Source organism: Pseudovibrio axinellae, assembly GCF_900110875.1.
GTDB lineage: Bacteria > Pseudomonadota > Alphaproteobacteria > Rhizobiales > Stappiaceae > Pseudovibrio > Pseudovibrio axinellae.
In genome coordinates this window covers 238,256-261,864 of sequence record NZ_FOFM01000003.1, presented here as the reverse complement: position 1 = coordinate 261,864, position 23,609 = coordinate 238,256, and the positions used below count along the sequence as shown (strand labels likewise).

Genomic DNA, 23,609 nt, shown 5'->3' with positions numbered 1-23,609 from the left:
TTTCTGCACATAGCTAATAATTTTTGCACACAAGCGCCTAACGGAATAATAATTCCTGCACACTAAAATCTTTCCACCCTTTAGCCGAACAAAGAGAAACAACATGGCAAGAGGACGAAAGCTGAATGAAATCAAAGATTTTCAGCGTTCACTTCGCAACAAATATGGTCTCGGAGAAGGAGCTTCTTACAAGCCCTGGATACGAGTGCAGGACATTCCCTCTCATGGAACATGTTCCAAGATTTGGGGAATGAAAACACAACGCGAACATCATTTACTTTCAAACAATGAAAGTGCGTTTTTCTACCTCTGCGAGCACAATGAACGCGTTATTGATATCCGTGAGCAATTTCCGCTTCTTCCCCTAGACCAGACACTCCGAATTGCAAGCTCTCTTAATATCAAGTACCACTGGTCATCTCGACTAAGAACCCAAATGTTATAACCACTGACTTTTTGCTGACGTGCCAGAGGGATGGGCAACTTAGCTATAAAGCCATTTGCGTCAAACCGGCTGAAGAACTTACTAATCAACGAACAGCAGAAAAAATCGATATCGAGAGAGACTTCTGGGAGTGACTCGGCGTTCGGTTTCGCATCTATGTGCTAACCAAGCGATTAAAAATACAAGCCGCTAACATCAAATGAGCAACGTGGCCGCTGCGGCACGTTCACTACGACAATAAGTTTCTAAAGCGTTTCGAAGAAACTTTGAATCGATGGGATTCCGATGTGTTTGATTTGTGATTCACAGCGTTTAGGAGGATTACATCATGCCAGCACCGTTTCCAATTGAACTTTGAGATCGCTTTGCTTGTCTTATTATGGAGGGCGTGTCAGGTAGAGAGGCTGCACGATGCCTTCAGGTATCACCCGCAACCGGATCGCGTTGCGCTCGCAATATCCGCAACTGTGGCTGAGCTGTGATCGCGCCAATGGGGCGCTCAACTGGCACTGGCACTGGCACTGGCAAGCTAGCGGCCTATGTTGATTTTTTCAAAGAATTGGTTAAGCAAGACCCGGATATCACGTTGTTCGAACTGCGCGATGCGTTCCTTGATGCCAAGGTGTCAAAGTTCATCATTCTGCCATTGCTCAGCTGTTGAAGCGCCTTGGCTTTACGCATAAAAAAAGTCGTTGGTTGTCAGCGAACGTCAGAAGCTCAAGGTAAAGCTGCGACGGGCAGAATGGTTCGAGCACCGTACCCCAGCCATCAAGAGTGCTCCTGAACGCATGGTCTTTATTGATGAAACTGCTGTCAAAACAAACCCTACGCGTCAGCGTGGCTGGACAACGAGAGGCAAACGGCTGGAGATGGACGCCCCTTTTGGAAGTTCGGGAACGCAAACCTTTATCGCAGGACTAAGCGCAAATGCCTTGATTGCACCGTGGGTGCGCTGTGTGCCCGGCTCCTCCGCATCCACGTTCAGTCTCAGCAGGTTCTTCTATTGTGACGATTGACGGTAAACCTGCTGCCCGTGTTGGTGACGCAATTGGCTGTGGTGGGAGCATTAGTTCCGGCTCGCCCATTGTCACCATTGAATGACCGCTGAGCTCACGTACTACCTAAACCCTCGATAGAAATACCCCGAGGCCCGCTTCTCGCCCTGCGTGCAGGCAACGGCCTCTCATTTGCCTGAGTTCTTGCGGTGCAGCGAACGGCAGCTTTGTCCGCTAAGCCCTCGTCAGTATGATACTATATTCCTCAGTTTGAATCTTTATTACTGAGTATGAGACTTTAATTCTCTCCCACATCAACATAGGTAGAATAAAAGCAAACTGGAACGATATCCTGCGTCTGGTGACAACAATACGGTCCGGTCAAACGCGGACATCGACCTTGCTGGCAAAACTGTCCGCTTTTCCGAGGCAAAATGGACTAGCATTGGCCCTTCGTGATATTGGACGCATCAACCGCTCAATCTTCTTAACACAATGGTGGCAAAGCCCGCAGATGCGCCGCAATGCAACAGCCAGCCTCAACAGAAGTGAGGCACAAAACACGCTGGCACGTGCACTGTTCTTTAATCGTCTGGGAGAGCTTCGCGACAGAACATTGGAAAGCCAGTTTTTCCGCGCATCTGGGCTGAACATCCTCATCAATGTAGTTGCTTACTGGAACACACTTTATCTTCAGCAGGCTTAGGCAGAGCTCAATCAAAACGGTATCGCCACTCCGGAAGAAGTCATCAAACATATTGCGCCTCTATGGCGGCAACACATTAGCCTCACTGGCGACTACATCTGGACGCTAATCAAAAACCACGCGCTGCGTCCACTGCGCAAAGAAAGTTCACTCCTGATAGCATGATCACTTTATGTTCTCAAATCCCGGACAAATTCAACACTTTCGTGTCGTGAGGCCCTCTTGCCACGTAGTTCTCGTGTTGCAAGCAAATTGCCCGTTTCAGGAGAAAGTTCCACTTACACTACCTGCCCAGATTTTCCGAGCCACCTGTGTAGTGAGGGAGATGACAATTCGGGAAGTGTCTCTCATTTTCGGCGTGTGAAGAGGCCAACTCGCCACAATTCACAACAGTGGCACCGCTAGCCCGACACAACCAGCTAACGCACTGCGGGTTGTGTCGCTTTGACTTTTCCCACACCCACATGGGAAACGCGGTTGCCTTTTCTCCTACGCCAGTCGAGATAAGCACCAAAGATTTCGGTTTGGTGCCCTTTGATACCTGGAAGCGATCGCATGTCGCCGCCTGCCCAAGGCAAGAACGGGGAACGGCGCACGGAACCATACATCCCAATACGCAGGCCCGGACGAGTTGCTATACCCCGAGCGTGGAAGCCATGCGTATCTGCGATGACGAGAGTGTTTGCGGGAACTGCGAAGGACACAGGTTTGCTGTATCCCATCTGCTGCAACTGATTTTCAGTGATACGGAATGAGCCAACAGCGTGATTACCATCGCGGTGGGATGCAGCTATGAGGCTTTGCTCATACTCCCATCGTCTGCGGACAGCATTTAGCCGGTGAGAACCAGGCACATATTGAAAAGGCCCATCCGCAAGCTCAACATCCTTCAGAAATAGCCAAGCTTTTGCGATGGAGTGAAAGGTGTCTGAATGAAAGTTGGTTTGCGGGTCTTTACGTTTGTCATCCATATCCCAAAGGACAGTATGCAGATACACGAGTGGATCAGCATTGTTGGATGCAACGTAACGTAAGCCTTGCTGGAAAGAAGTTGTGCCGACAGCAGCGCGCAAGCCAGGTAGCTTCGCCAGTATCGATGGTGTCAGACCAATGAAACGGGTGACTGTTCGCCCCTGCTTCAACTCACGCGCCGCAAATTCGTTATCTTCCAGCTCCTCTTGCACAGCCCTAAAGACATCGTCAGGCAATGCGTTGTGGCGCACGACATACCCATTTTCGTGAAAGAACTTTCGGTCATCCGCTGGCAAAAAATGTTCTATCTGCCGGCGGCGCATGTCTGCCATATGTTCCGCAAACGCCATCCGCTGAACATGAAAGCCTCGCTCATTGAGGGAGCGGTTGCCGATAATCGGGTTATCCCGAAATGACTTCCCACCCAGAGCGATATCAGCAATCCATAGAGGGCTCTTGAGTATCTTCAGAGGTGTCATTGTGGCATCCTAACGGACGCACTTGGACCGCAGCAACCCTAGGTTTTAGGCATATGAATAGCGAGCAATAACGGGTCGAGAATGAGATCCTAGGTTTTGTATAAAATACCGCTGTCACCACGTGAGGCCGTGTTGCGTAAAGAAAATTCAGCTTACAGCTCGCCCTTACCCGTTTAACTCAGGCCGCGTTGACGCGCTCGAACTCCGGACGCTCGAGGGCGGTCATTGTATTGAGGACGGAGACATGGATGCTGGCTTTCGTCTTCTGGTTTTCAAAATCACGGGACTTCAACGCGTTGCCGAAGATCTGTTTATAACGCCCCATCAAGGTCTCGCCTCTTGAGCGCTGCCCGTATCCGGTCTGGGTAATCCCCCCATTTATGGAGGAGTTTAGCAGTAGAGTTATGCTGCCAGTTTAAGTTTTGTAGCGGGTGTGATGTCGCCGATGACCATGTTGGGCCGTTCGTTGTTGTATGTCCAGAGCCAGTTTGTGGCTTCTTCTTGTACCTGTTCGATGGATTGAAAGCAGTTCTGATCCAGCATTCCTGCCTGACTGTTCTGTTATAGCGCTCCACATAGGCATTCTGAGCGGGCTTACCAGGCTGAATATGCTGCACCTTAATGCCTTGCATTCGAGCCCAGTTTAACAGGGTTTCACTGATATTTTCAGGGCCATTATCAATCCGTATCACGCCTGGTTTGCCTCGCCATTCAATGACTTGCTCAAGGGTACGTACCACGCGCAGCGCCGGAAGGGATAAATCAACCTCGATACATAACCCTTCCCGATTGAAGTCATCAAGGATGTTGAGCGTTCTGAACCGCCTGCCATTTTCCAGCCGATCGGCCATAAAGTCCATCGACCAAACCTGATTTGGCGCTTCTGGCACTGTTAGTTTATCTGGCATTGCTCGCTTCAGGCGCTTACGCGGTCTGATCCGCAGATTCAGCTCCAGCTCGCGATAAATCCGGTAAACTCGCTTATGGTTCCAGCCAAAGCCTTTGATATTGCTAAGGTACAAAAAACACAGCCCAAACCCCCAAGTCCTATGGGTGGTTGTCAAGCGCAGCAACCAATCAGCGATCACAGCGTTTTCATCACTCAAACGTCGTTCATAACGATAACACCGCTCGCTGACACCAAACGTGCGGCACGCCAGAGCGATGGACACCCCTTTACCTTCCGCAGCAGACACAGCCATCTCCTTGCGCTGAGGTGGCTTGCTTACTTTTTTGCCAAGGCTTCCTTCAAAAGCTCATTTTGTAGCGACAGCTCGGCATGCATTTTCTTGAAACGGCGCAGCTCATCTTCTGTCGACTTCATTGTTGAGATCATCGGCGCATCGCTGAAACGAGATTTCTTCATAAAACTAGTCCTCAATAGGAGGAAGCACTATCTCTACTTTTAAACTCGATCAAATACCGGGGGAATTACCCGCCAGCAGCTAAGGCGAAGTAATGAAGTCCAGCAACTTTCAGTCTGGACTGCTTAGGGGAGACTACTCTCTGGCGGAAAGGCGTTTTCCAACATGCCCGAAATGACGTTTTTTAACCAGATAAGTCCCGGATCGCCTTCAAAGCTGCTGTGCCAGATCAGGTAGAAAGATTGCTTGGTGTCAGGAATTGGAACGGGAAATGAAACAAGGTTGTGGGACACAGCGAATTGATGCGCCATCTGCGACGGTACAGTGCAAACCATGTTTGTCGTGGCAACCACACGCGGCATGTCAAAAAAACTATGCACGCGCATTCGATGTTGGCGCTGAAGGCTCAGGGATCTTAATTGTTGGTCTACCATGGATCCGCGCGAGTTGGGCCAGTCAATGACGACATGAGGCACCGAAACATATTGATCCAGAGTTAAACTCTCTTTGACTATGGGATGCCCTATTCTGGCTAGGGACACCAGGCTCTCCTCAATGACCAGTTCGTTTTTTATATCTGAGGCCGCCATAGGTTCGTATCCGAGGATGAAATCAACAGTACCCTTGCGAAGAGCATCAGCTCTCATAAACTGTCGCGGAGAAAGAACGTTGATCGTTATCTTCGCTTGTATTTCGTCCAAATATTGCATCAGTGCAGGCAATACGACCATCTCTCCATAATCGCCAAGCACCAAATTAAAGGTACGTTCACTGCGAGCGGCGTCGAAAGCTTCGGTCTCAGAAAGCATCAGTGTTACCTGATCTAGAATTCGCTGTATCTGCCCTGCATAGTGCAGAGCTTTTACCGTTGGTCGCACGCCATGAGCAGTGCGAATAAACAACTCATCCTTAAGCAGCACGCGAAGGCGAGAAATGGCATTGGAGACCGCAGGCTGGCTCATGCCCAGTTTTTCAGCTGCTCTCGTAACGCTGGCTTCACGCATCACAGCGTCAAAAACAGTCAGCAAATTAAGGTCTGTCCTGCGTAGATTCATGCTCACTCAGATATATATTTTTTCAATATCTAGGATACGTATTATCCATTAGCACGCAATCTGGATTGACTCTAAACATTCATATCAGTGGCAATCATGTCACTCCTGAATGCTATGGGAGGAATATTTGCGTTTATTTAAAGGATCTTCGCCCAGTTATAGATTGAGCATCAATAACACGGAGCATGACGCGCCCATCATCAGGGGCCAGACTATTCTGGAAGCGGCACGGGCTGGCGATATTCAAATACCGAATATGTGTACCGTCGGCGAGTGCGGCACCTGCCGTTGTCAGGTCACAGAAGGTCAGGTCAAGCTAAAGCGCGACATTACACATCATATTCCAATTGATGAAATTCGCGAAGGCCATGTCCTTGCCTGCCAAAGCATTGCTCTTAGTGAACTAAAAGTGACCGTTCCTGGGTTTGGCAACCAGATGAGCGAGGCATCAATCAACGGTTCCATTGCTCAGATCAAAACGTTAACCCACGACATTGTTGAGGTTAAACTGAAGCTTGCCCAGCCTGTCCGTTATATTGCCGGTCAATACGCACGGTTATCTGTGCCTGGTATTGAGAAGCTATCGCGTACACCACGTAATTACTCTTTTGCAGCTCCTGCACCCGAAGGCGGCACTGATAAACCAGTTTTTTACATCAGGCACGTTCCTGGCGGCGACTTTACTGACTGGTTATTTTCGCAGGACCGCACTGGTGCACCAATAGTTCTGGAAAAGGTATATGGCGATTTTCACTACCACACTACAGATCGGCCAGTACTTTGTTTTGCGGGAGGAAGCGGCATTGCGCCAATTAAGGCTCTGCTGCAACACATGCAGATTCAAAAACAGTTTCGCCCTGTAACTTTCTTCTTTGGCGCGCGCCGGGAAGAGGACCTGCTCTGGCAAGAAGGTTTGCAGCAAATACAGGCTGATTGGCCAGAACCTTTCCGCTACCTGCCGGTTCTCTCCGAGGAGCCAACACACTCAAGGTGGCAAGGCCGCAGGGGCTATATAACTGAACATCTGCACAAGGAGGTACAACACATTGGTAATTGTGATGCCTATCTGTGTGGGCCGCCTGAAATGGTGGATGCGATTGAGACCGCACTTCGCGCCGACATTCCGCCAGAGCGTATTCATTGTGACAAGTTTCTAGATCAACGTTCTGTTTCAGCCTTAAAGCAGGCGCAGGATCAGTACGCAGACATACAAAACTAACAAGGGGCATGTGAAATGGTACAGACGACTGCTGCCCAAATCATTCTTGGATTTGGGGTATTTTTCATCCTGTTGGACGTGTTATTTGGCGCACTTAGAAAGCGAGCTGCTTTTAGTCTTCATGAGATAGGCGTCAATATTCTTAGCTTTATCAATTTTATTTTCGTCAGAGCAGTACTGGTTGCGTTCTATGGCTGGTTGTTGGTGGTGTTGTTTCCCCATCACAGCGGCTTCTTGTCGGGCGTCAATTTTTGGCTGGCGTTTATCACTTACGTTTTGGTTGAAGAGTACATTCACTACTGGATGCACCGATTGTCGCATTCAGTTCCATGGTTATGGCGGCTTCACAAACCGCACCACCTGCCCGAACATGTGAATGTGACGATCGCATTCCGGGAAAACTGGCTCTGGTTCGTTGTTCTGCCATATTCGTTGATGGGGGCATTTATGGTTTGGGCGGGTCAGGCGGAAGCTGCAATCGTCGCGGCGGCCTGGAAAGGCTCATCAGAGTTCATGGTTCACACAAACACCAGATGGGATCTAAAGCTTCATGCTCTCCCGCTAACCAGACCAATCATGCGCGTTCTGGAGAAGTTCATCACGCTGCCGGACACACACCATGCCCACCACGGCCTCGGAAAATACGGTCATGGAATGTGCAATTTTGGATCATTCCTGTTCATCTTTGATATCATACACGGCACCGCCAAAATCCCCCACCACGAACAGGAACGATTTGGGGTTCCTGATCGAGTGAAAGTTGAATCTTGGTATGAACAGCTGTGGTGGCCTATGGCAAAAGACGTTGCGAAGGCCGACCTTAATCCGCCAACTCAAATTGAATCCCAGGGTGACGTCTTAGTCAGCGCAAACGGCAAAGTTACTGTGATTTTGTAGGTCATGGACAACGTTGGTTGGCTCTGCCATCGCTTTTGGCAGTGCTTTCGCGTCCTTGAGGATAGATTGTTGGGCTGGACTGAAGAAGTGATGTCACACTTCTCTCGCGTAGTTTGCATTGGCACTCACTAACCAATGCAAACTCAAATTCTGACACGTTTTGTCGGGCTTTTCGAACATTCAGCCGCCGGAAAGTCCGGCGGCCTTATACACGGTCAAGCCCCTCCGATTACCACTTTTCAATAATGGTTTCATCGCCCCATGTGCTCAGTGGTGCTTCAGACCATGTGCCATAGGCGGTGTTCGGGAAGACGATCCATTCGGTGCCCCATTTTGCAGCGCTTTTGTCGACCAGCGATATCTGATCGTCGAGCGGGGTTTTGCGGAAGCCGCCATCGAAATCATGCAGCGTATCACCCAACATCAGAACGATCTGATGGTCAGCGCGCACAATCTCGCGTCGCTCTGCCTTTGGAGGGCCCAGCAAAAGAACGGTCTCGGGGCTGATCTGCGGCAGGCCAAGCTCACCCAGCGTTGCAAGAGTATGCTCCTTCTGCTTGTCCGCTCGGTCAGAAATATAGCGAATAGCAACACCCAGTTCATCTGCGTAGTTGAGGAATTCCTTTGCACCCGGGATCAGGGTCGGTTTGCCGTCACGCTCCCACGGAAGCCATGTGTCCCAGGCATCATAAGTGTGACAGTTCTCCAAATCACGGGCCAGCAGAGCAGTGTTATCGATCACGGTCTCATCAAGATCGGAAACGATGGCCAGCTTGGAAGGATCCTCTGCTTTTTCAACTGCTGCCGCAAGCTTTTGCCGCGCAATATTATAGGCTTGTCTCTGCAGCGCACGGATTTCAGCTGATTGTTGCTGAAAACGCAGGCCCATCTTGAATTCGGCAACGGAACAGTCTTTTGAGGTGGTCTCTTGTGCAAAGCTCGCCTGAGCCAGTGTGCCCAATGCCAGACAGGCCAATACGGAGGTCGTGAGGAAACGATTTTTCATTCAGATGTTCTCTTTCATTCAGGTCATACTCTCTGGGCTCGGAGCGAGTGGCCTTACGAGAATACACGTTAGTCGCAGTCATAGGACTTACAAAGTTCGTCTCTAAAATTGAACCATATTGATAGTCTTATTGACACGTCCTCAGTGCAAGAACTACAGTTTCCTGAGGTATTTTGACAATCCTGTCCACGTATTTTGGTTCGTTCTGGCGGTGAGGTCTGCGCGAAATGAATTCCTTTAGGTAAGAGTTGAACCGGCAAAACAATGTAGTTTGATAACAATGATACCGGGCGCTCATTCACTCAGTGTTGGTCTTACCGCCGTTGACAGACAACGCATCCCCTGCCGCATTCCTTAGCAAGACGTATCTCATTTTGCGTATTAATGGGGCCGTGTTGCATAAAGCAAATTCAGCTTACAGCTCGCCCTTACTGGCCTTGTTGCACAATTCGCACTTTGACGTTTATGTAAGCGGAACATTTTCAACAAAGACATTTTTGGATGCCATTCAAATACAACGCTGCCCGGCGGGACAAATTTACAAAGGCGCGAGGGGAAACCCTGATGGGCCGGTTCAAGCAGGTGATCGGGAACAAACTCAGATCCCGAACGTTGAAAAATCAAAGGACAGAAGCGGAAATTGGCGTTACAGTTCTCAACAAAATGACACCCTTCGAGCGCCCCGCGTTCGAGACGGTTTCATGACCCCCAAATTTATGGAGTTGGGTAAATTATGAGCAAAGTTCGAATTGCGCAACACGGCCAGGGAGCTATTGGTTAGCTTGGTGCCTAATCAAGTTACGGATAACTCCCTCCTTCGTTTGAAACATTCACAAGAGTTCGTTCACATCGTTTGGTTGAAAACCCTCCTTCCATAAAATAATAGATTCTTATCGAATGATAAAAATATACAATTTTTCCTGATGCAAACTTTTCTCTACAGTCAGTCTAGGATTTGCTGGATGCATCTCATTGCGGCACCGCTTAAGGTAAACGCTAGGTCAAGTCCAGCTAAACCCAAAACAGGTAACGGAGGCAGCAATGAGCGGCAGTGGAGAGAAGACACACGGTGTTTGTCCGGTGGTACATGGTGCAAATACGTCAATGGAAAAACCTGCAACCCGGTGGTGGCCTGATGCTTTGAATCTGGACATCCTTCACCAAAACGGTGCGCGCACCAATCCAATGGATCCAGACTTCAACTATCACGATGCTGTTAAGGCACTCGATTTTGATGCTGTCAAAGCAGATGTCAAAGCACTCATGACTGATAGTCAGGACTGGTGGCCGGCTGACTGGGGCCATTACGGCGGTTTGATGATCCGCCTTTCATGGCACTCCGCTGGTTCCTATCGTCTTGCTGATGGTCGTGGCGGCGGCGGGTCTGGTAATATCCGCTTTGCTCCTCTCAACTCCTGGCCAGATAACGCCAGTCTGGATAAGGCCCGGCGTTTGCTCTGGCCCATTAAAAAGAAATATGGCAACGCGCTTTCATGGGCTGACCTTATACTTCTGTCCGGTACTATTGCCTATGAATCTATGGGGTTAAAGACCTTTGGGTTTGGGTTTGGGCGCGAAGATATTTGGGGCCCAGAGATTGATACATACTGGGGCTCTGAACAGGAATGGCTCGCGCGAAGCGAGGAGCGATATGACGATCTGGATGACCCATCAACGCTAGAGAACCCTCTTGCAGCAACCCATATGGGGTTGATTTACGTTAATCCTGAGGGGGTAAACGGCGTTCCCGACCCAATGAAAACAGCGGCTCAAATTCGCGAGACGTTTGCGCGCATGGCAATGAACGACGAAGAGACTGCTGCACTCACATGTGGCGGGCATACGGTGGGCAAAGCCCATGGCCGTGGCGCAGTTGATAATATTGGTGTTGCGCCTGAAGCGACTAAAGTTGATCAGCAAGGATTGGGCTGGTCAAATCCGGGACAACACGGTGAAGCAACCAATGCTTATACCTCTGGTATTGAAGGTGCGTGGACCAAAGACCCCATCGTCTTTGATATGGGCTATTTTGACATGCTGTTTGGTCACGAATGGGAACAGGTCAAGTCCCCGGCTGGTGCATGCCAGTGGGAACCCGTCAACATCAAGGAGGAGGACAAGCCAGTTGATCCGACTGACCCGACTATTCGTCACAACCCAATGATGACCGATGCAGATATGGCAATGAAAGTTGACCCAATCTACAATGCGTACTGCCAGAAATTTATTGCAGACCCTGCCTATTTTGAGGACATATTCGCGCGTGCCTGGTTTAAACTGACCCACCGCGACATGGGACCAAGAGCCAATTATATTGGTCCAGACACGCCCAACGAAGAATTGGTTTGGCAGGACCCAATTCCAGCAGGTCAAAGTGGTTATGATGTCGAGGCGGTGAAAGCGAAAATCGTAGCCTCCACTCTCAGTGCCGCTGACATGATCACAACAGCTTGGGATAGTGCGCGAACCTATCGCGGTTCTGATATGCGTGGTGGTGCAAACGGAGCCCGTATCCGCCTTGCCCCCCAAAAGGACTGGGTTGGTAATGAACCCGCACGCCTTGCTAAGGTTTTGGCTGTGCTTGAACCGATAGCTGCGGAAACAGGGGCTTCGATCGCAGATGTGATTGTGCTGGCTGGAAACGTAGGTATTGAACAAGCGATCAAGGCTGCTGGGTTCAATATGGATGTTCCCTTTAGAGCTGGCCGCGGCGATGCATCAGAAACCATGACAGATGCAGAATCCTTCAGCGTGCTCGAGCCTTTAGCGGACGGTTTCCGCAATTGGCAAAAGCAAGAATACGCAGTTAGCCCAGAAGAAATGATGCTTGACCGGGCGCAACTGCTGGGCCTGACAGGATGGGAAATGACTGTTCTGGTTGGAGGTTTGCGTGTTCTTGGTGCAAACTTCGGAGGATCAATGCATGGTGTCCTCACGGATCGTATGGGGCAGCTAACAACGGACTTTTTTGTTAACCTGACTGACATGGGTAACAGTTGGCATCCACGCGGTGACGGCACCTATGAGATCCGCGACCGGAAGTCTGGTAAAACCAAGTGGACGGCCACCAGTGCAGACCTTGTATTTGGTTCCAACTCAATTTTGCGCGCCTATGCTGAAGTCTACGCGCAGGATGACAATCACGAAAAGTTCCTGAGGGATTTCATCGCCACATGGACTAAAGTGATGAATGCTGATCGGTTTGACCTTTCAGCATAAAAACAGCATTTTGCCCGGGCGTATTCCTGCCCGGGCTTTTCCCGCAACTTCATAGGGGTACTGCATATACCCTCGGTGTATACAGTTGCACTGACCTTCTTTTCCAGTTAAGAACCGCATGACCTCGGGGTGCACAATTTTTTCGTGCTGAGATGCCAAATGGCGAACTCGTTGAACCTGAACCGGCTAAAACCGGCGGAGGGAAGGGTACCGGTTTCGTCCATCCTGCCCTCTCGCCGCAATGGAGGATGACATGAAACATCTGTTAATTGCTGCGGGACTACTCACTGCAACATCGGCGATGGCTGCCGAAAAGCCTCAACTGACAGTCTACACCTATGACAGCTTCGTTTCCGACTGGGGCCCAGGCCCGAAGGCGGAAGAAGCGTTTGAGGCTGTATGTAATTGTGATCTGAAGCTTGTGGGTGTTGAAGACGGCGCTGCGCTGCTTTCCAGAATTAGGTTAGAAGGCGAAAACTCAGAGGCAGATATCGTTCTGGGTCTGGATACCAACCTTATTGAAACGGCGAAGAAGACGGGCTTGTTCACCCCGCACGCAGTAGAGGCCGACTACACGCTGCCAATTGAATGGGCTGACGATACATTCGTGCCTTACGACTGGGGTTACTTTGCTTTTGTACACAAAGCTGGTGTTGATGCTCCATCCAGCTTCCGTGAGCTTGCAGACAGTGACCGTAAAATTCTCATTCAAGATCCGCGCTCCTCAACGCCAGGCCTTGGCCTTCTGCTCTGGATCAAGTCTGCTTATGGCGACGAGGCCAATGATATCTGGGCTGACCTTTCAGACAATATTGTAACTGTTACGAAGGGCTGGTCGGAGGCCTATGGTCTGTTCCTTGATGGCGAGGCAGACATGGTGCTTAGCTATACCACCTCCCCTGCCTACCACCTGATTGCAGAGGAAGATGATAGCAAAACGACGGCAACGTTTGACGAAGGTCACTATATGCAAATTGAGGTGGCCGCCAAACTCGCTGGAACCAACCAATCTGAACTTGCAGACCAGTTCCTGAACTTCATGGTGTCCGATGCATTCCAAACGATCATTCCAACAACCAACTGGATGTACCCTTCCGTAACACCAGTAGGTGGACTGCCTGAAGGCTTTAACTCACTGAAGGTTCCAGCCAAGGCATTGTTCTTTTCGCCTGAAGAAGCCGTATCTGCGAGAAGTGAGGCTCTGCCAGAATGGCTAGAAGCACTCAGCCAGTAAGCACTGTTCCTGGCCTTGCCGCGGCATGCGTTGTCGCGGCACTTATCTTAGGCACTTTGGCTGCTGTTGCATTTCGAGCTGAGGCTGGGCATGGCTTTTTGTTTGCGGATTGGGCCGCCCTTCGGTTCACGCTCACGCAGGCCATTCTCTCTTCAATTATCAGTGTTGTTCTTGCTGTTCCCGTTGCCCGAGCGTTATCACGCAGACGGTTTGCAGGGCGGCGTGTGTTAATCGCTCTCTTAGGCGCTCCTTTTATCCTTCCGGTGATTGTTGCTATCCTTGGGCTATTGCAGGTGTTTGGTCGCTCAGGCTGGATTTCTGAGTTACTCGCCCAGTTTGGTGCACCTCCTATTCGCATCTATGGTATGCATGGCGTTGTATTAGCTCATGTTTTCTTCAACCTGCCGCTCGCTACTCGCTTAATCTTACAAGGTTGGCAGGAAGTCCCCTCAGAACGCTTTCGACTTGCTGCTCAGTTGGGATGTGAGGGGCGCTCTCTCTTTCGCTTAATTGAGCTGCCGATGCTGGCTCGTATTGTCCCTGGGGTTGCGGCTGTCATCTTCGCCATTTGCCTAACCAGTTTTGCCGTAGCGCTCACATTGGGCGGAGGCCCTAGGGCGACAACGGTTGAACTGGCGATCTATCAGGCCTTCACTTATGATTTTGACCTCGGGCGAGCAGCATTGCTTTCTGGTTTGCAACTGGTGCTTACAGCCGCTGCTGCCTTTACAGCGCTGAAGCTGTCGCGTGAGGGTGGATTTGGAGCGGGGCTTGACCGGACCATCCATCGCTGGGATGGAGGAGCACCAATTGTCGATGCCATCTGGATCATTCTTGCCGCAGTTTTCCTGCTGTTACCTTTGAGCGCCGTTGTCATGTCAGGCCTTGAAGGGCTCTTCACAATGCCCCCTGTTGTTTTTAAGGCTGCACTCATTTCAGTTGCCGTTGCAGCAGCCAGCACTGCCATCTTACTCATGCTTGCGTTGCCAATGGCGGCAACCATTGCAGTGCGGCGGCATGGCCTGGTTGAACTGAGCGGCATACTAGGCCTTGCTGCCTCACCTTTGGTCATTGGGACTGGCCTGTTTATCATTATACGTCCTGTTGCTGATCCAACCTCATTAGCGCTTCCCGTGACAGCACTGGTCAACGCAACGATGGCGTTGCCTTTTGCGCTTCGCATTCTGGTGCCCGCTGCTCAGGACACCGTTTTACGACATGGACGACTTGCTCTTTCTTTAAACATGAAAGGACGAGTGTTTTTCACGCGTATTCTCATTCCCCGTATGCGAGCGCAAATTGGGTTTGCTGCTGGCCTTTCAGCGGCCCTTTCAATGGGGGACCTGGGGGTTATTGCTCTTTTTGCGGACCCTGAGTTCGCAACACTGCCCTTACAGATTTACCGCCTGATGGGAGCTTACAAAATGCAAGCAGCAGCTGGTGGTGCGCTGCTTCTGCTCGTGCTTTCAATGACAGTATTTTGGATTTTAGATCGCGGAGGACGCTGGCATGTTGAAGATTAGATCCTGCATGATCACGAACGGAGCCTTTAAACTACATGCTGATTTAGACATTGAAGCAGCAAGTAGTGTTGCAGTCATTGGCCCCTCCGGCGCAGGCAAGTCCACGTTGCTGGAAGCAATCGCTGGTTTCCGTGACATCACTGATGGGCGTGTTTCATGGAATGGTCACGACCTCACAAACTTGGCTCCTGGTAAGCGGCCAATAGCGATGCTCTTTCAAGATGGCAATCTCTTCCCTCACCTCACTGCTGAACAGAACGCTGCTCTTGGCCTTCGGCCCAGCGGCAAGCTCTCAAGAGCGGAACATTTGCAAGTGAAAGCAGCGCTCGAACGTGTTGGCCTGGCTGGCATGGAAGCACGGAAACCCGCCCATCTTTCAGGCGGGCAGCAAAATCGCGTCGCGCTTGCGCGAGTGTTGCTGCAGCATCGCGATTTACTTTTACTGGATGAACCCTTTGCCGCATTAGGGCCGGCACTGAAAGCTGAGATGTTAGATCTGGTGGCAGAGCTTGTTGCTGAGACAGGCACAACACTCCTAATGGTCAGTCATGATCCTCAGGATGCCCGCCGCATCACCAGAAAAGCCCTTCTGGTTGCTGATGGGACCGCTCATCCACTTGCTGATACCACTCAGCTTTTGAATAACCCACCACCTGCTTTGAGTGCATATTTGGGTACCAATCAAACACATTAAGCCCACCGCAATGTTGGGCAAGGTCCGCATATTTCTGTTTTCATTCCTGTATTTTCGGCCAATACCCGTTAAGAATAAGAGGTGCAGTTCAATATGCGCGGAAACTCTTAGCTGTAGCAGAAATGTTTGAGCCGTTTGATTGATTAGGTTGAGGTTGAGGTCATGGGATTACTTCAGAATGGTCGCTGGGTAGATCAGTGGTATGAAACCTCTGCCACTGGTGGGCGCTTCTTGCGCAAGGCGTCTCAGTTTAGAAACTGGATCACAAAAGACGGAACTCCAGGGCCAAGTGGAACAGACGGCTTCAAGGCCGAAGCTGGCAGATATCACCTTTATGTTTCGCTCGCCTGCCCATGGGCTCATAGGACGCTTATTTTTCGCAGGTTAAAAGGCTTGGAAGAGATGATCCCTCTTTCTGTCGTTCATTGGTACATGGCAGAAAACGGATGGACCTTTGAAGATGGCGAAGGTGTTGAACCGGACGTCATTAACCACGCGCAGTACCTCTATCAAGTGTATCTTACGGCAATGCCGGACTATTCGGGCCGTGTCACAGTGCCTGTTCTGTGGGACAAGAAGAACAACACGATCGTTTCAAATGAGTCCTCCGAGATTATTCGGATGTTTAACTCTGCGTTTGATGAGGTTGGCGCTAAGCCGGGTGATTACTACCCTGAAGCCCTGCGGGGTGAAATTGATAGACTGAATGAGCGCATCTACACGAGCGTTAATAACGGTGTCTATAAAGCCGGATTTGCGACCAAACAAACAGCCTATGAAGAAGCCGTGGCGCCATTGTTCGACACATTAGACTGGCTTGAACAGCGGCTGGAAAAACAGCGATACCTGACAGGCAATACCATCACAGAGGCTGACTGGCGTCTCTTTACCACGCTGGTGCGTTTTGATCCTGTTTATGTTGGTCACTTCAAATGCAACCTGCGCCGCATTGCGGATTATCCGAACCTGTGGGGGTACCTGCGAGACCTTTACCAAGAGCCGGGCGTCGCTGAAACGGTCAATATGAAGCATATTAAAGACCACTATTATACCAGCCATAACTCTATCAACCCAACACGGATTACGCCGGTTGGCCCGCAGATCGATTTTTGGCTTCCCCACAATCGTGCATGTCTTGAGTAAGCAACACATAGCGTTGGATCAGGGCCGGTCAGCAGAACGTTTGCAAGATACGGCGTATCTTGCTTAAGATTTCGCCTTACGAAAGACAGCAGGTGTTGCACCGGTCCAGCGTTTAAAGGCAACTGAGAAGGCAGCCTGATCTGCGAAGTCGAGCAGGAAGGCTACCTGCGCGATACTGTCTGTGCCCACCAGTAAGCGCTTTGCTAAGTCGCATCTTGCAGCCTCCACAAGCGACTTAAAGTTGGTTCCCTCCTCTGAGAGTTTCCGAGTGAGGGTGCGGCGCGTCAAACAAAGTTCTTTGGCGACTTCATCTCCACTTGGAAGGTTTCCCGGTAGCCGGGCGCGAACCAGCCGGATCACTTTCGCCGAAATTCCTTGCCGGTTCTTAGGCAATTGGCCCAAGCGCTCGTCACCATGCTTCACAAGATGCTCACGCAAAGCAGGGTCCGAAGTCGGAATTTCAAAATTGAAACCACCGTCAGGCAGTTGAATACCGCTACTTGTATAAGCACCAACTACTTCACAACCTGCCAACTCACCAAGTTTGCGACAGTGAGTTAAAGCATCACACTCTAACATCACTGACATTTCACCAAAGTCTGCACCTGCAATTTGTTGCGTGCGCCGATAGAGCCCGAACACCAGAAACTCTCGGTGCCTTGGGAACTGGTGGGCGCTAATAATATCGCTGACAAGGCATATCTTAGGTTTTTGCTCATCCCCATCCAACTCAAAACGTAGGTCTGGGTCCTCTAGAGCATAGTACCTTTGCGCAAACCGAAACACCTGCCCAACCGTATCGCTTGCTTGTGCCAAATAAGCGAGCAGTGTTTTTGCGCCCGGTGCTGCCAGCCCTGCACGGGCGGCAAACGTTGGGTCTGCCAAAGCATCACATGCGGTCTCTAAAGCGGCGGCTTCTCGCTGAAGGTCTATCTTCGCATTTTGATCAAGAAGAGTATCTGCAGAGACACCAACCGCTTGCAAGATCAGTTTGAAGTGCAGAGCATCTTGTCGCTCTTGTTCATATACCCGAGCGACATGGCGTAATCTGTTAGCGCTTATTCTTGTCATATTGACCTCCACTTCACCTGGAGAGGCATTTGGGCGTTCTTCGTTCCTTTACCGCCTCTAGAATGTCCAGAAATCAAAAATTGATGGCCAGAACTCTAAAGAACATCCTTTGCTCTTCCCTTAACTTAAAGCCATCAAAACGGTGCTGCCAGGGACGGTAGCTTTCTAATAAAGCAAAGGAAATTCACCGTGAAATCGATCTTTTTGTCAACGTGCATTCTCGTTGGCGCATTGAGCACAGAGGCTTCTGCGTCAAATGGGGATCCAAGCTGGTGGGTGCCTCCGGGAGAATCCGACAGTTACTCCCTCGTCGGCCTCGCAGTCTTCTTTCTGGCCTTTCTTTTGATTGTTCATTTGTACTCTCGCTTTGACCGGTATGCCGAGCACAAGGCAAAGAGTACACCTCTTCGCACCACGATACCGGTGATGCTCACAGTTGCACTGGCTTACGAAATAATGCCTGCATTGGACCACTTCAGTATCTTGCTCCCAACTGCATTAATCCTCACTGCAATCGCTCGTGACTTCATGCTGTGGTGGACACCAAGAATGCAGGAGGCTGCAAAATGATTGAGCTTGTTGTAACGTCGTTTCCGTTTGTTCTGCGTGTGTTTTACCTTCGTTGGAAGGGAATGCCGATCACGCTATACAATGTACACTATGCCTTGGTCCTGTGGGTCATCCTGGCGTTAATCGTCTTCTTCGCGGTGTTCTACTACTACCCGAAGTCATTCACTGGAATTGTGCCCTTCCGTTCCGTACCGGTCGTTGCCGAAAACGGCGGTACGGTTACCGAAGTCTTTGTTGAAGGTGGAGACCACGTCAAGGTTGGAGACCCACTGTTTAACATTGAGAACTCGACTGAGCTGGCAAAAGTAGATCAGGCTAAGCGCAAAATTGACGAAGTTCACAGCGCTATGGAAGCGGCTCTGCTCGACGTAGAAACCGCTGAAGCAAAACTGGATGCAGCCAACTCCGGCCTGAAACAGGCACGAATGACACTTGACGATCATGAGGAATTAAAATCCAGAGCTTCTGCGGCCTATCAGCCAAGCAAACTGGAACGTGCAACCACCCAAAGGGACACCAGCATCGCTGAAGTCAAGTCCGCTAAGGCTCAATTGGCTGCTGCAAAGGTCCAGGCACACTCGATATTACCTGCCCAGTTGGCGAGTGCACAGTCCGCCCTAAACCAGGCTGAGATCGACTTAGACAAAACCGAGGTCCGAAGCTTCGTAAATGGAACGGTTGAGCAAGTTACACTGCACAAAGGTTCCCGTGCAGCACAGGCTGCTATGAGCCCCGCAATGGTTATCATTCCCGACAGAAGCCTCGCAGAAAGCTCAAGAATTGTCGCCGGCTTCTCACAGGTCTCCCACACAGAGCTCTATGAAGGTATGGCAGCAGAAATCGCTTGTGAAAGTAACTTCAATATCTCGATGGCGAACACGGTTCTCCCAGCACGGATCACACGGATCCAAGACATGATCTCCTCCGGCCAAATGGCACCATCTGGCCGGCTGATGGAACCGGGTGAACGCGTAAAAAGAGGTCAGGTTGTTGCCCACCTGGATCTTATTCACCCTGAACACCAAGAATTACTGGTCCCAGGAAGCGGATGCATTGTGCAAGCCTATACGACTGACCTCAAAGGTTCGATGGAAGGAAGTTTCACCGCTCATGTCATCGCAGCACTTGGCGTGATCAAAGCAGTTGGACTTCGGATCAAAGCGTGGCTTGGCCTGGCATCAGGAATTGGGATTGCCGGATCCTCTCACTAAAAACACGAACACATCAAGTTTCTCCCGGTGACGAAAAACTGAACCAATTAACAAAGAAAAGAAGAAGAAAATGAAACTCAGAGCCCTCACAGTCGCAGCCGTCGCACTCTCAGTTGGCTACACAGCTCAAATTAATCCAGAAGCCTTCCAGTCTGGTTCGAAAAATGTCTCACCGGTTTCTTTCAAGGTAGGTGATGCCAACGCTCAAACTGCTGAGTTGAACCAAACACGCCGCGTGACCCGCAGAACATCACGGCGTGTGAACCGTCGACAAAACATTGCAGACTGTTCACCATACAACGGTTACTACGACTGCGCTGGCGTCTATTACAGAGCCGTGGTTGAAGATGGAAAAACAGTATACGTGGTAGTCAATAAGTAACAGTAGCTTCGTCATTGAGCTCGTGGAATGTTAAACCGTCCCGGCATCTCGCGGAGCAGATCATTTGATGAAGCCCCACCCTCGGCAAGGTAACTTGTCGGGGGTTTTTCTTATGCATTTTGCGTTCCGGCCCTGCTTTTGTCTCTCCAGTTCGGGATTGTCAGACTCCCGGGAAGCACATGGCGAGCGTGCTCATTTTCTTGCATTTCCGCTAAAGTTTTTAATGACTCTAAACTAGCTATGGTTTATTCTTGAGTTGAAGATACATATTTTGGTTGACGACAGACCCGGAAGACGCATAGCTACTACTATGAGACTCACTCAACAAACCAACTACGCTGTACGTGCCCTAATGTATTGTGCGGCAAATCCTGACAAGCCAAGCAAAGTTGCGGAAATCGCCGCTTCGTTTTCCATGTCGGAAACTCACCTTTTCAAAATCATGAAGGTGCTCGTTGATGCTGACTTGATGAAGACTATTCGAGGTCGCAACGGGGGTATTGTTTTGCCACGTCCTGCTGAACAAATCAGCGTGGGTCAAGTGGTGCGCGCTACCGAAGAGTCATTCCTTCTGGCTGAGTGTTTCGATAGTAACCGTCAGGACTGTCCACTCGTCAACCATTGTGGTTTCAATTCTGTTTTGCATGAAGCATTAGAAGCATTCCTTGGAGTGCTCGATAAATGCACCATTGCGGATCTTGCAAATAACCGTTCAAGCATTCGTCATTTGCTACAGATTGCAGACCCTCTTTCGCCAAAGAACATGGCCGCAGCCGAATAAGCACGCTGTACCCGCTCGATGATTAGGCAGCAGTAACATGCTGCCTTTTTTATTTGCTTAAACGAAAGATGATTGGCGCAACCTTTTGTATCGATTTAGCCCTCATTGATGATGGGAACGGGGGGAAAGGCGCAGCTGCGCTAATGGCCTTTAATGCAGCCTGATCAAGTCGTTTATTTCCACTTGAGCGAGACAGTTTAATTGCTGTCACAGAGCCATTTCTATTTATGACAAAGCTCACACGAACAACGCCCGTTTTCTTGCGATTTTTCTCGCGCTTTGGGTACCGTCTCTCAGCCGCTCTTTGAATCTTTCTTTGTACCTTGCCCCAGTAACTGCTCTTGGCTGCATTTCCAGCACTGTCTCCAGACCCAGCGATAGCGTTTCCCTGCTTTGCTGTCTCAGTTCCCTTCCGGATAGCTCGTGAGCCTTTAACGGTATCAGTTTTTGCATTACCGACTTTTTGGGCTGTTTCCCGTTTTGTTTTCACAGGGGCCGCTTTGGCCTTTCTGACGGGTTGAGATTTTGCCGGTTGCGTTGGGCGCGGTGGTCTGGCGCGCGGGACCGGCATGGTTGGCGTTGCTACAACCGGTTCCGGTGGGTTTTCGGGCTGTTCCTGTCTTTTTTCAGCAGGTTCAACTGCCGCCTTTTCAGCAGGCTTTAATTCTTTAAAGTCGTCCTGTTTTGGTGGTTGGATCTCTTTTGGCTCTGTTAGCTTCACCTCTTTAGGCGTGACGACCTCAGGCTCAACACCTTCTATGAGGCGTTCCAGACTTTTCTCCGCCTTTGCGGTCACGCCATTCATAAGTGGTGTGAGGCTTGGCTTTGATGCCTCATGACGAACCGGTTCAACGGGCTTGTTATCTTTTATCGGTGCAGCCAGTTGCTCAGGTTCTTGCTCCTCGATTTCAGCGATTTCATCAGGCGTATCCGCTGGCAAAGACCCGGATATCAAGTCGTCGATAGAGCCGACAACAGATAAGGAAATCGAACGCGTAGACACAATCTGCACCTCAGGGGTACGTTCATGAAACCAAGCAAAGCCAACAGCATGCACACTAACAGCAGCCAATAAGGCCGCAGCGAGCGCAAAGCCACTGATATGCCCACTCCCGCGCCCCTTCATTTAGAGTTCCTGATAGTCATGAGAGTGATTTCAGAGAAACCATTTTTCTTAAGCACCGCCAGAATACCAGCCAGCTTTGTGGCGGAGAGGGTTTTGTCAGCAACAACCGTCAATGCCTCTGCATTTTCTTCCCCGGGCAGTATGGCCTGAGCAACAATTGGCTTCTCATTTTGCTTCATCGTACCGTCAGCTGCGATGATCAGCGCACCAGCAATTCGGGCAGGTTGGGAGGTTTCCTGCGTATGCGCTGGGTTTATATTCTTAGCATCATCGCGATCGATCGTGCCTGCAAAGAGGAAGAAGATGAGCATCAAGAACACGATATTGATCAATGGGATCGTGTTCTCCAGATTTCTTCTTTTTGGATTTGTCTTCAGGCGCATTCTTTGAACTTCTTAAATAATAATATCTTGTTTTCAATTGCCAACGACGGTCGCTGACCAACCAGCGAACTTGAGGGTTTCAAGTGCGTGTACAAGGTCTTGCACTGTTGAGTCTTTGGCCGGAATAACGGCAATAGGCTGTTGCTTTGCAATTCCAGCCTCACCTAACCGAGCATCAAGCGCTTCAACCCGCATGGACTTTCCGTTCATGAACAGTTGCCCTTGCGCAAAAACTTGCAGGAGAACTGGAGCATGATCTAATTCAGATGCGCCTTCACTGCCCGATGTAACGTCCAACCTCTGGTACACTGAGAATGTGGAAGCGAGCATAAAGAACATGAGGAGCAAAAAAATCACGTCAATCAGGGAGGTAAGGCCCGGTGCCCGATTGCGCTTTGGGACCTCGCTAAGGCGCATCCTGAATCACCTCTAGTCGCGGAGACGAATTGAGAGCCTCAGCTTCCTTTGTATTTTCAGAACTCGAAGTCACTGCGCCAGTGAATAGTTCTGTGACGACCTTCTCCATCGCACCTTGTTCTCTTTCAATGCGTCCTTCGAAAAAAGACAGCGTTACCGATGCAGGAATAGCAACAGCTAGCCCAACTGCTGTTGTAAGCAGGGCGATCCAAATTCCGCCTGCTAATGCGGATGGGTCGACCTGAGCCCCTGCATCAGCCATTGACTGAAATGCATTGATCATCCCTAAAACTGTCCCGAACAAGCCCATAAGTGGTGCAGTCTGAGCAATCATATCCAAAGCCCGCAGGTAACTACGCAAATCTCCAAGGTGTGTGAAGCAAACACGCTCGACGTCCTCCCTCACCAACGCCTGTGGGACCTGAGGCTTCATAAGGCCCCGCATAGCGTGTGCCAGAACATCTGAAACAGGGGATCGATCTGCAACGACAATTTGGTAAGCCTGATCCCGCTTGCCGACACGCCAGTAAGCAACTGCCTGCGAAGCTTTACGGTGTCGCCCTACACCGGCAATCCAGAATTGCCAGAACTTTGCAAAAATGATCGTCAGCGCAATAATACTCACAACCAACAACAAACCGACGACGACACCGCCTTTTGAAATCAGCTCGAAAAGCGGGTTAATCGCAGCTGTTAAGTTCAAGGTTTCAAACATTG

At 50.2% G+C, this 23,609-nt stretch carries 26 protein-coding genes, 1 pseudogene and 1 riboswitch; of the genes and pseudogenes, 17 read left to right on the top strand and 10 right to left on the bottom strand.

Features of this window, described 5'->3' with window-relative positions:
* Positions 1-411 precede the first annotated feature (411 nt).
* The 5 genes from BMZ51_RS24725 to BMZ51_RS09745 all read left to right on the top strand — a co-directional run bounded on the left by BMZ51_RS24725 (position 412) and on the right by BMZ51_RS09745 (position 2,146).
* Positions 412-579 (top strand): TnsA endonuclease N-terminal domain-containing protein, encoded by a 168-nt coding sequence (locus BMZ51_RS24725; protein ID WP_082825681.1) that lies wholly within the window; start codon positions 412-414, stop codon positions 577-579.
* 356 nt (positions 580-935) lie between these two features.
* A complete protein-coding gene (locus BMZ51_RS24070; RefSeq protein ID WP_161941237.1) occupies positions 936-1,106 on the top strand; it encodes a hypothetical protein in 171 nt (56 codons plus the stop codon).
* A gap of 31 nt (positions 1,107-1,137) precedes the next feature.
* Positions 1,138-1,461, top strand: a complete 324-nt coding sequence (locus BMZ51_RS09755) for a transposase (RefSeq protein WP_068008902.1) — start codon at positions 1,138-1,140, stop codon at positions 1,459-1,461.
* Positions 1,400-1,546, top strand: a complete 147-nt coding sequence (locus BMZ51_RS09750) for a PAAR domain-containing protein (RefSeq protein ID WP_244277617.1) — start codon at positions 1,400-1,402, stop codon at positions 1,544-1,546. The genes BMZ51_RS09755 and BMZ51_RS09750 overlap by 62 nt, the downstream gene beginning before the upstream one ends.
* A gap of 168 nt (positions 1,547-1,714) precedes the next feature.
* A complete protein-coding gene (locus tag BMZ51_RS09745; RefSeq protein ID WP_082825586.1) occupies positions 1,715-2,146 on the top strand; it encodes a Tn3 family transposase in 432 nt (143 codons plus the stop codon).
* A 419-nt stretch (positions 2,147-2,565) separates the two neighbouring features.
* Here BMZ51_RS09745 and BMZ51_RS09740 read toward each other — a convergent pair whose 3' ends face one another.
* From BMZ51_RS09740 to BMZ51_RS09725, 4 genes and pseudogenes are all read right to left on the bottom strand, one after another.
* The gene (locus BMZ51_RS09740) at positions 2,566-3,597 is read right to left on the bottom strand and encodes a phytanoyl-CoA dioxygenase family protein (protein ID WP_068004584.1); all 1,032 of its coding nucleotides are present in this window, start codon (positions 3,595-3,597) and stop codon (positions 2,566-2,568) included.
* 178 nt (positions 3,598-3,775) lie between these two features.
* The gene (locus BMZ51_RS24065; protein ID WP_068004577.1) at positions 3,776-3,922 is read right to left on the bottom strand and encodes a transposase; all 147 of its coding nucleotides are present in this window, start codon (positions 3,920-3,922) and stop codon (positions 3,776-3,778) included.
* Between the two features lie 77 nt (positions 3,923-3,999).
* A pseudogene (locus tag BMZ51_RS09730) lies at positions 4,000-4,942 on the bottom strand (IS3 family transposase); the annotation flags it as partial.
* A gap of 144 nt (positions 4,943-5,086) precedes the next feature.
* Complete coding sequence (locus BMZ51_RS09725) at positions 5,087-6,016, bottom strand: LysR family transcriptional regulator (RefSeq protein WP_068004575.1); 930 nt, start codon at positions 6,014-6,016, stop codon at positions 5,087-5,089.
* Between the two features lie 127 nt (positions 6,017-6,143).
* On the opposite strand from BMZ51_RS09725, the gene BMZ51_RS09720 reads away from it, so the two are divergent.
* Together BMZ51_RS09720 and BMZ51_RS09715 are read left to right on the top strand one after the other, a co-directional pair.
* On the top strand, positions 6,144-7,235 hold the full coding sequence (locus BMZ51_RS09720; RefSeq protein ID WP_161941206.1) for a 2Fe-2S iron-sulfur cluster-binding protein: 1,092 nt from the start codon (positions 6,144-6,146) through the stop codon (positions 7,233-7,235).
* Positions 7,236-7,250: 15 nt separating this feature from the next.
* Positions 7,251-8,132, top strand: a complete 882-nt coding sequence (locus BMZ51_RS09715) for a sterol desaturase family protein (protein WP_068004572.1) — start codon at positions 7,251-7,253, stop codon at positions 8,130-8,132.
* A gap of 229 nt (positions 8,133-8,361) precedes the next feature.
* Here BMZ51_RS09715 and BMZ51_RS09710 read toward each other — a convergent pair whose 3' ends face one another.
* Positions 8,362-9,138 carry a 5'-nucleotidase, lipoprotein e(P4) family gene (locus tag BMZ51_RS09710; protein WP_068004570.1) on the bottom strand — a complete coding sequence of 259 codons (777 nt, stop codon included), beginning with the start codon at positions 9,136-9,138 and terminating at the stop codon, positions 8,362-8,364.
* 323 nt (positions 9,139-9,461) lie between these two features.
* Between BMZ51_RS09710 and BMZ51_RS23895 the strand changes: the two genes are divergently transcribed.
* The 6 genes from BMZ51_RS23895 to BMZ51_RS09680 all read left to right on the top strand — a co-directional run bounded on the left by BMZ51_RS23895 (position 9,462) and on the right by BMZ51_RS09680 (position 16,951).
* Positions 9,462-9,875 (top strand): hypothetical protein, encoded by a 414-nt coding sequence (locus BMZ51_RS23895; protein ID WP_139201370.1) that lies wholly within the window; start codon positions 9,462-9,464, stop codon positions 9,873-9,875.
* Between the two features lie 304 nt (positions 9,876-10,179).
* On the top strand, positions 10,180-12,357 hold the full coding sequence (gene katG, locus BMZ51_RS09700; protein ID WP_068004568.1) for a catalase/peroxidase HPI: 2,178 nt from the start codon (positions 10,180-10,182) through the stop codon (positions 12,355-12,357).
* 115 nt (positions 12,358-12,472) lie between these two features.
* Positions 12,473-12,578: riboswitch (TPP riboswitch) on the top strand.
* A 32-nt stretch (positions 12,579-12,610) separates the two neighbouring features.
* Entirely contained in the window at positions 12,611-13,591 is a 981-nt protein-coding gene (thiB, locus tag BMZ51_RS09695; RefSeq protein WP_068004565.1) for a thiamine ABC transporter substrate binding subunit, read from the top strand.
* Entirely contained in the window at positions 13,567-15,114 is a 1,548-nt protein-coding gene (locus tag BMZ51_RS09690) for a thiamine/thiamine pyrophosphate ABC transporter permease ThiP (RefSeq protein WP_068004563.1), read from the top strand. Before thiB ends, BMZ51_RS09690 begins: the two co-directional genes overlap by 25 nt.
* Positions 15,101-15,808, top strand: a complete 708-nt coding sequence (locus BMZ51_RS09685) for a thiamine ABC transporter ATP-binding protein (RefSeq protein ID WP_068004561.1) — start codon at positions 15,101-15,103, stop codon at positions 15,806-15,808. Before BMZ51_RS09690 ends, BMZ51_RS09685 begins: the two co-directional genes overlap by 14 nt.
* A 162-nt stretch (positions 15,809-15,970) precedes the next feature.
* A complete protein-coding gene (locus BMZ51_RS09680) occupies positions 15,971-16,951 on the top strand; it encodes a glutathione S-transferase family protein (protein ID WP_068004560.1) in 981 nt (326 codons plus the stop codon).
* A 63-nt stretch (positions 16,952-17,014) separates the two neighbouring features.
* Here the strand turns inward: BMZ51_RS09680 and BMZ51_RS09675 are convergent, their stop codons facing one another.
* On the bottom strand, positions 17,015-18,022 hold the full coding sequence (locus BMZ51_RS09675) for an AraC family transcriptional regulator (RefSeq protein ID WP_208979403.1): 1,008 nt from the start codon (positions 18,020-18,022) through the stop codon (positions 17,015-17,017).
* A 189-nt stretch (positions 18,023-18,211) separates the two neighbouring features.
* On the opposite strand from BMZ51_RS09675, the gene BMZ51_RS09670 reads away from it, so the two are divergent.
* From BMZ51_RS09670 to rirA, 4 genes are all read left to right on the top strand, one after another.
* Complete coding sequence (locus tag BMZ51_RS09670; protein WP_068004558.1) at positions 18,212-18,592, top strand: hypothetical protein; 381 nt, start codon at positions 18,212-18,214, stop codon at positions 18,590-18,592.
* A complete protein-coding gene (locus BMZ51_RS09665) occupies positions 18,589-19,803 on the top strand; it encodes an HlyD family secretion protein (protein WP_068004557.1) in 1,215 nt (404 codons plus the stop codon). Before BMZ51_RS09670 ends, BMZ51_RS09665 begins: the two co-directional genes overlap by 4 nt.
* A 70-nt stretch (positions 19,804-19,873) precedes the next feature.
* Positions 19,874-20,185 (top strand): hypothetical protein, encoded by a 312-nt coding sequence (locus tag BMZ51_RS09660; RefSeq protein ID WP_068004555.1) that lies wholly within the window; start codon positions 19,874-19,876, stop codon positions 20,183-20,185.
* A 310-nt stretch (positions 20,186-20,495) separates the two neighbouring features.
* Positions 20,496-20,966 (top strand): iron-responsive transcriptional regulator RirA, encoded by a 471-nt coding sequence (gene rirA / locus BMZ51_RS09655; protein WP_068004553.1) that lies wholly within the window; start codon positions 20,496-20,498, stop codon positions 20,964-20,966.
* Positions 20,967-21,015: 49 nt separating this feature from the next.
* Here the strand turns inward: rirA and BMZ51_RS09650 are convergent, their stop codons facing one another.
* From BMZ51_RS09650 to BMZ51_RS09635, 4 genes are read right to left on the bottom strand one after another with little or no spacing between them, the layout of a single operon-like run.
* The gene (locus BMZ51_RS09650; protein WP_068004551.1) at positions 21,016-22,092 is read right to left on the bottom strand and encodes a TonB family protein; all 1,077 of its coding nucleotides are present in this window, start codon (positions 22,090-22,092) and stop codon (positions 21,016-21,018) included.
* Entirely contained in the window at positions 22,089-22,475 is a 387-nt protein-coding gene (locus tag BMZ51_RS09645) for an ExbD/TolR family protein (RefSeq protein ID WP_068004549.1), read from the bottom strand. Before BMZ51_RS09645 ends, BMZ51_RS09650 begins: the two co-directional genes overlap by 4 nt.
* Positions 22,476-22,508: 33 nt before the next feature.
* Positions 22,509-22,892 (bottom strand): ExbD/TolR family protein, encoded by a 384-nt coding sequence (locus BMZ51_RS09640; RefSeq protein WP_068004548.1) that lies wholly within the window; start codon positions 22,890-22,892, stop codon positions 22,509-22,511.
* Entirely contained in the window at positions 22,882-23,607 is a 726-nt protein-coding gene (locus BMZ51_RS09635; RefSeq protein ID WP_208979402.1) for a MotA/TolQ/ExbB proton channel family protein, read from the bottom strand. Before BMZ51_RS09635 ends, BMZ51_RS09640 begins: the two co-directional genes overlap by 11 nt.
* Positions 23,608-23,609: the final 2 nt, after the last annotated feature.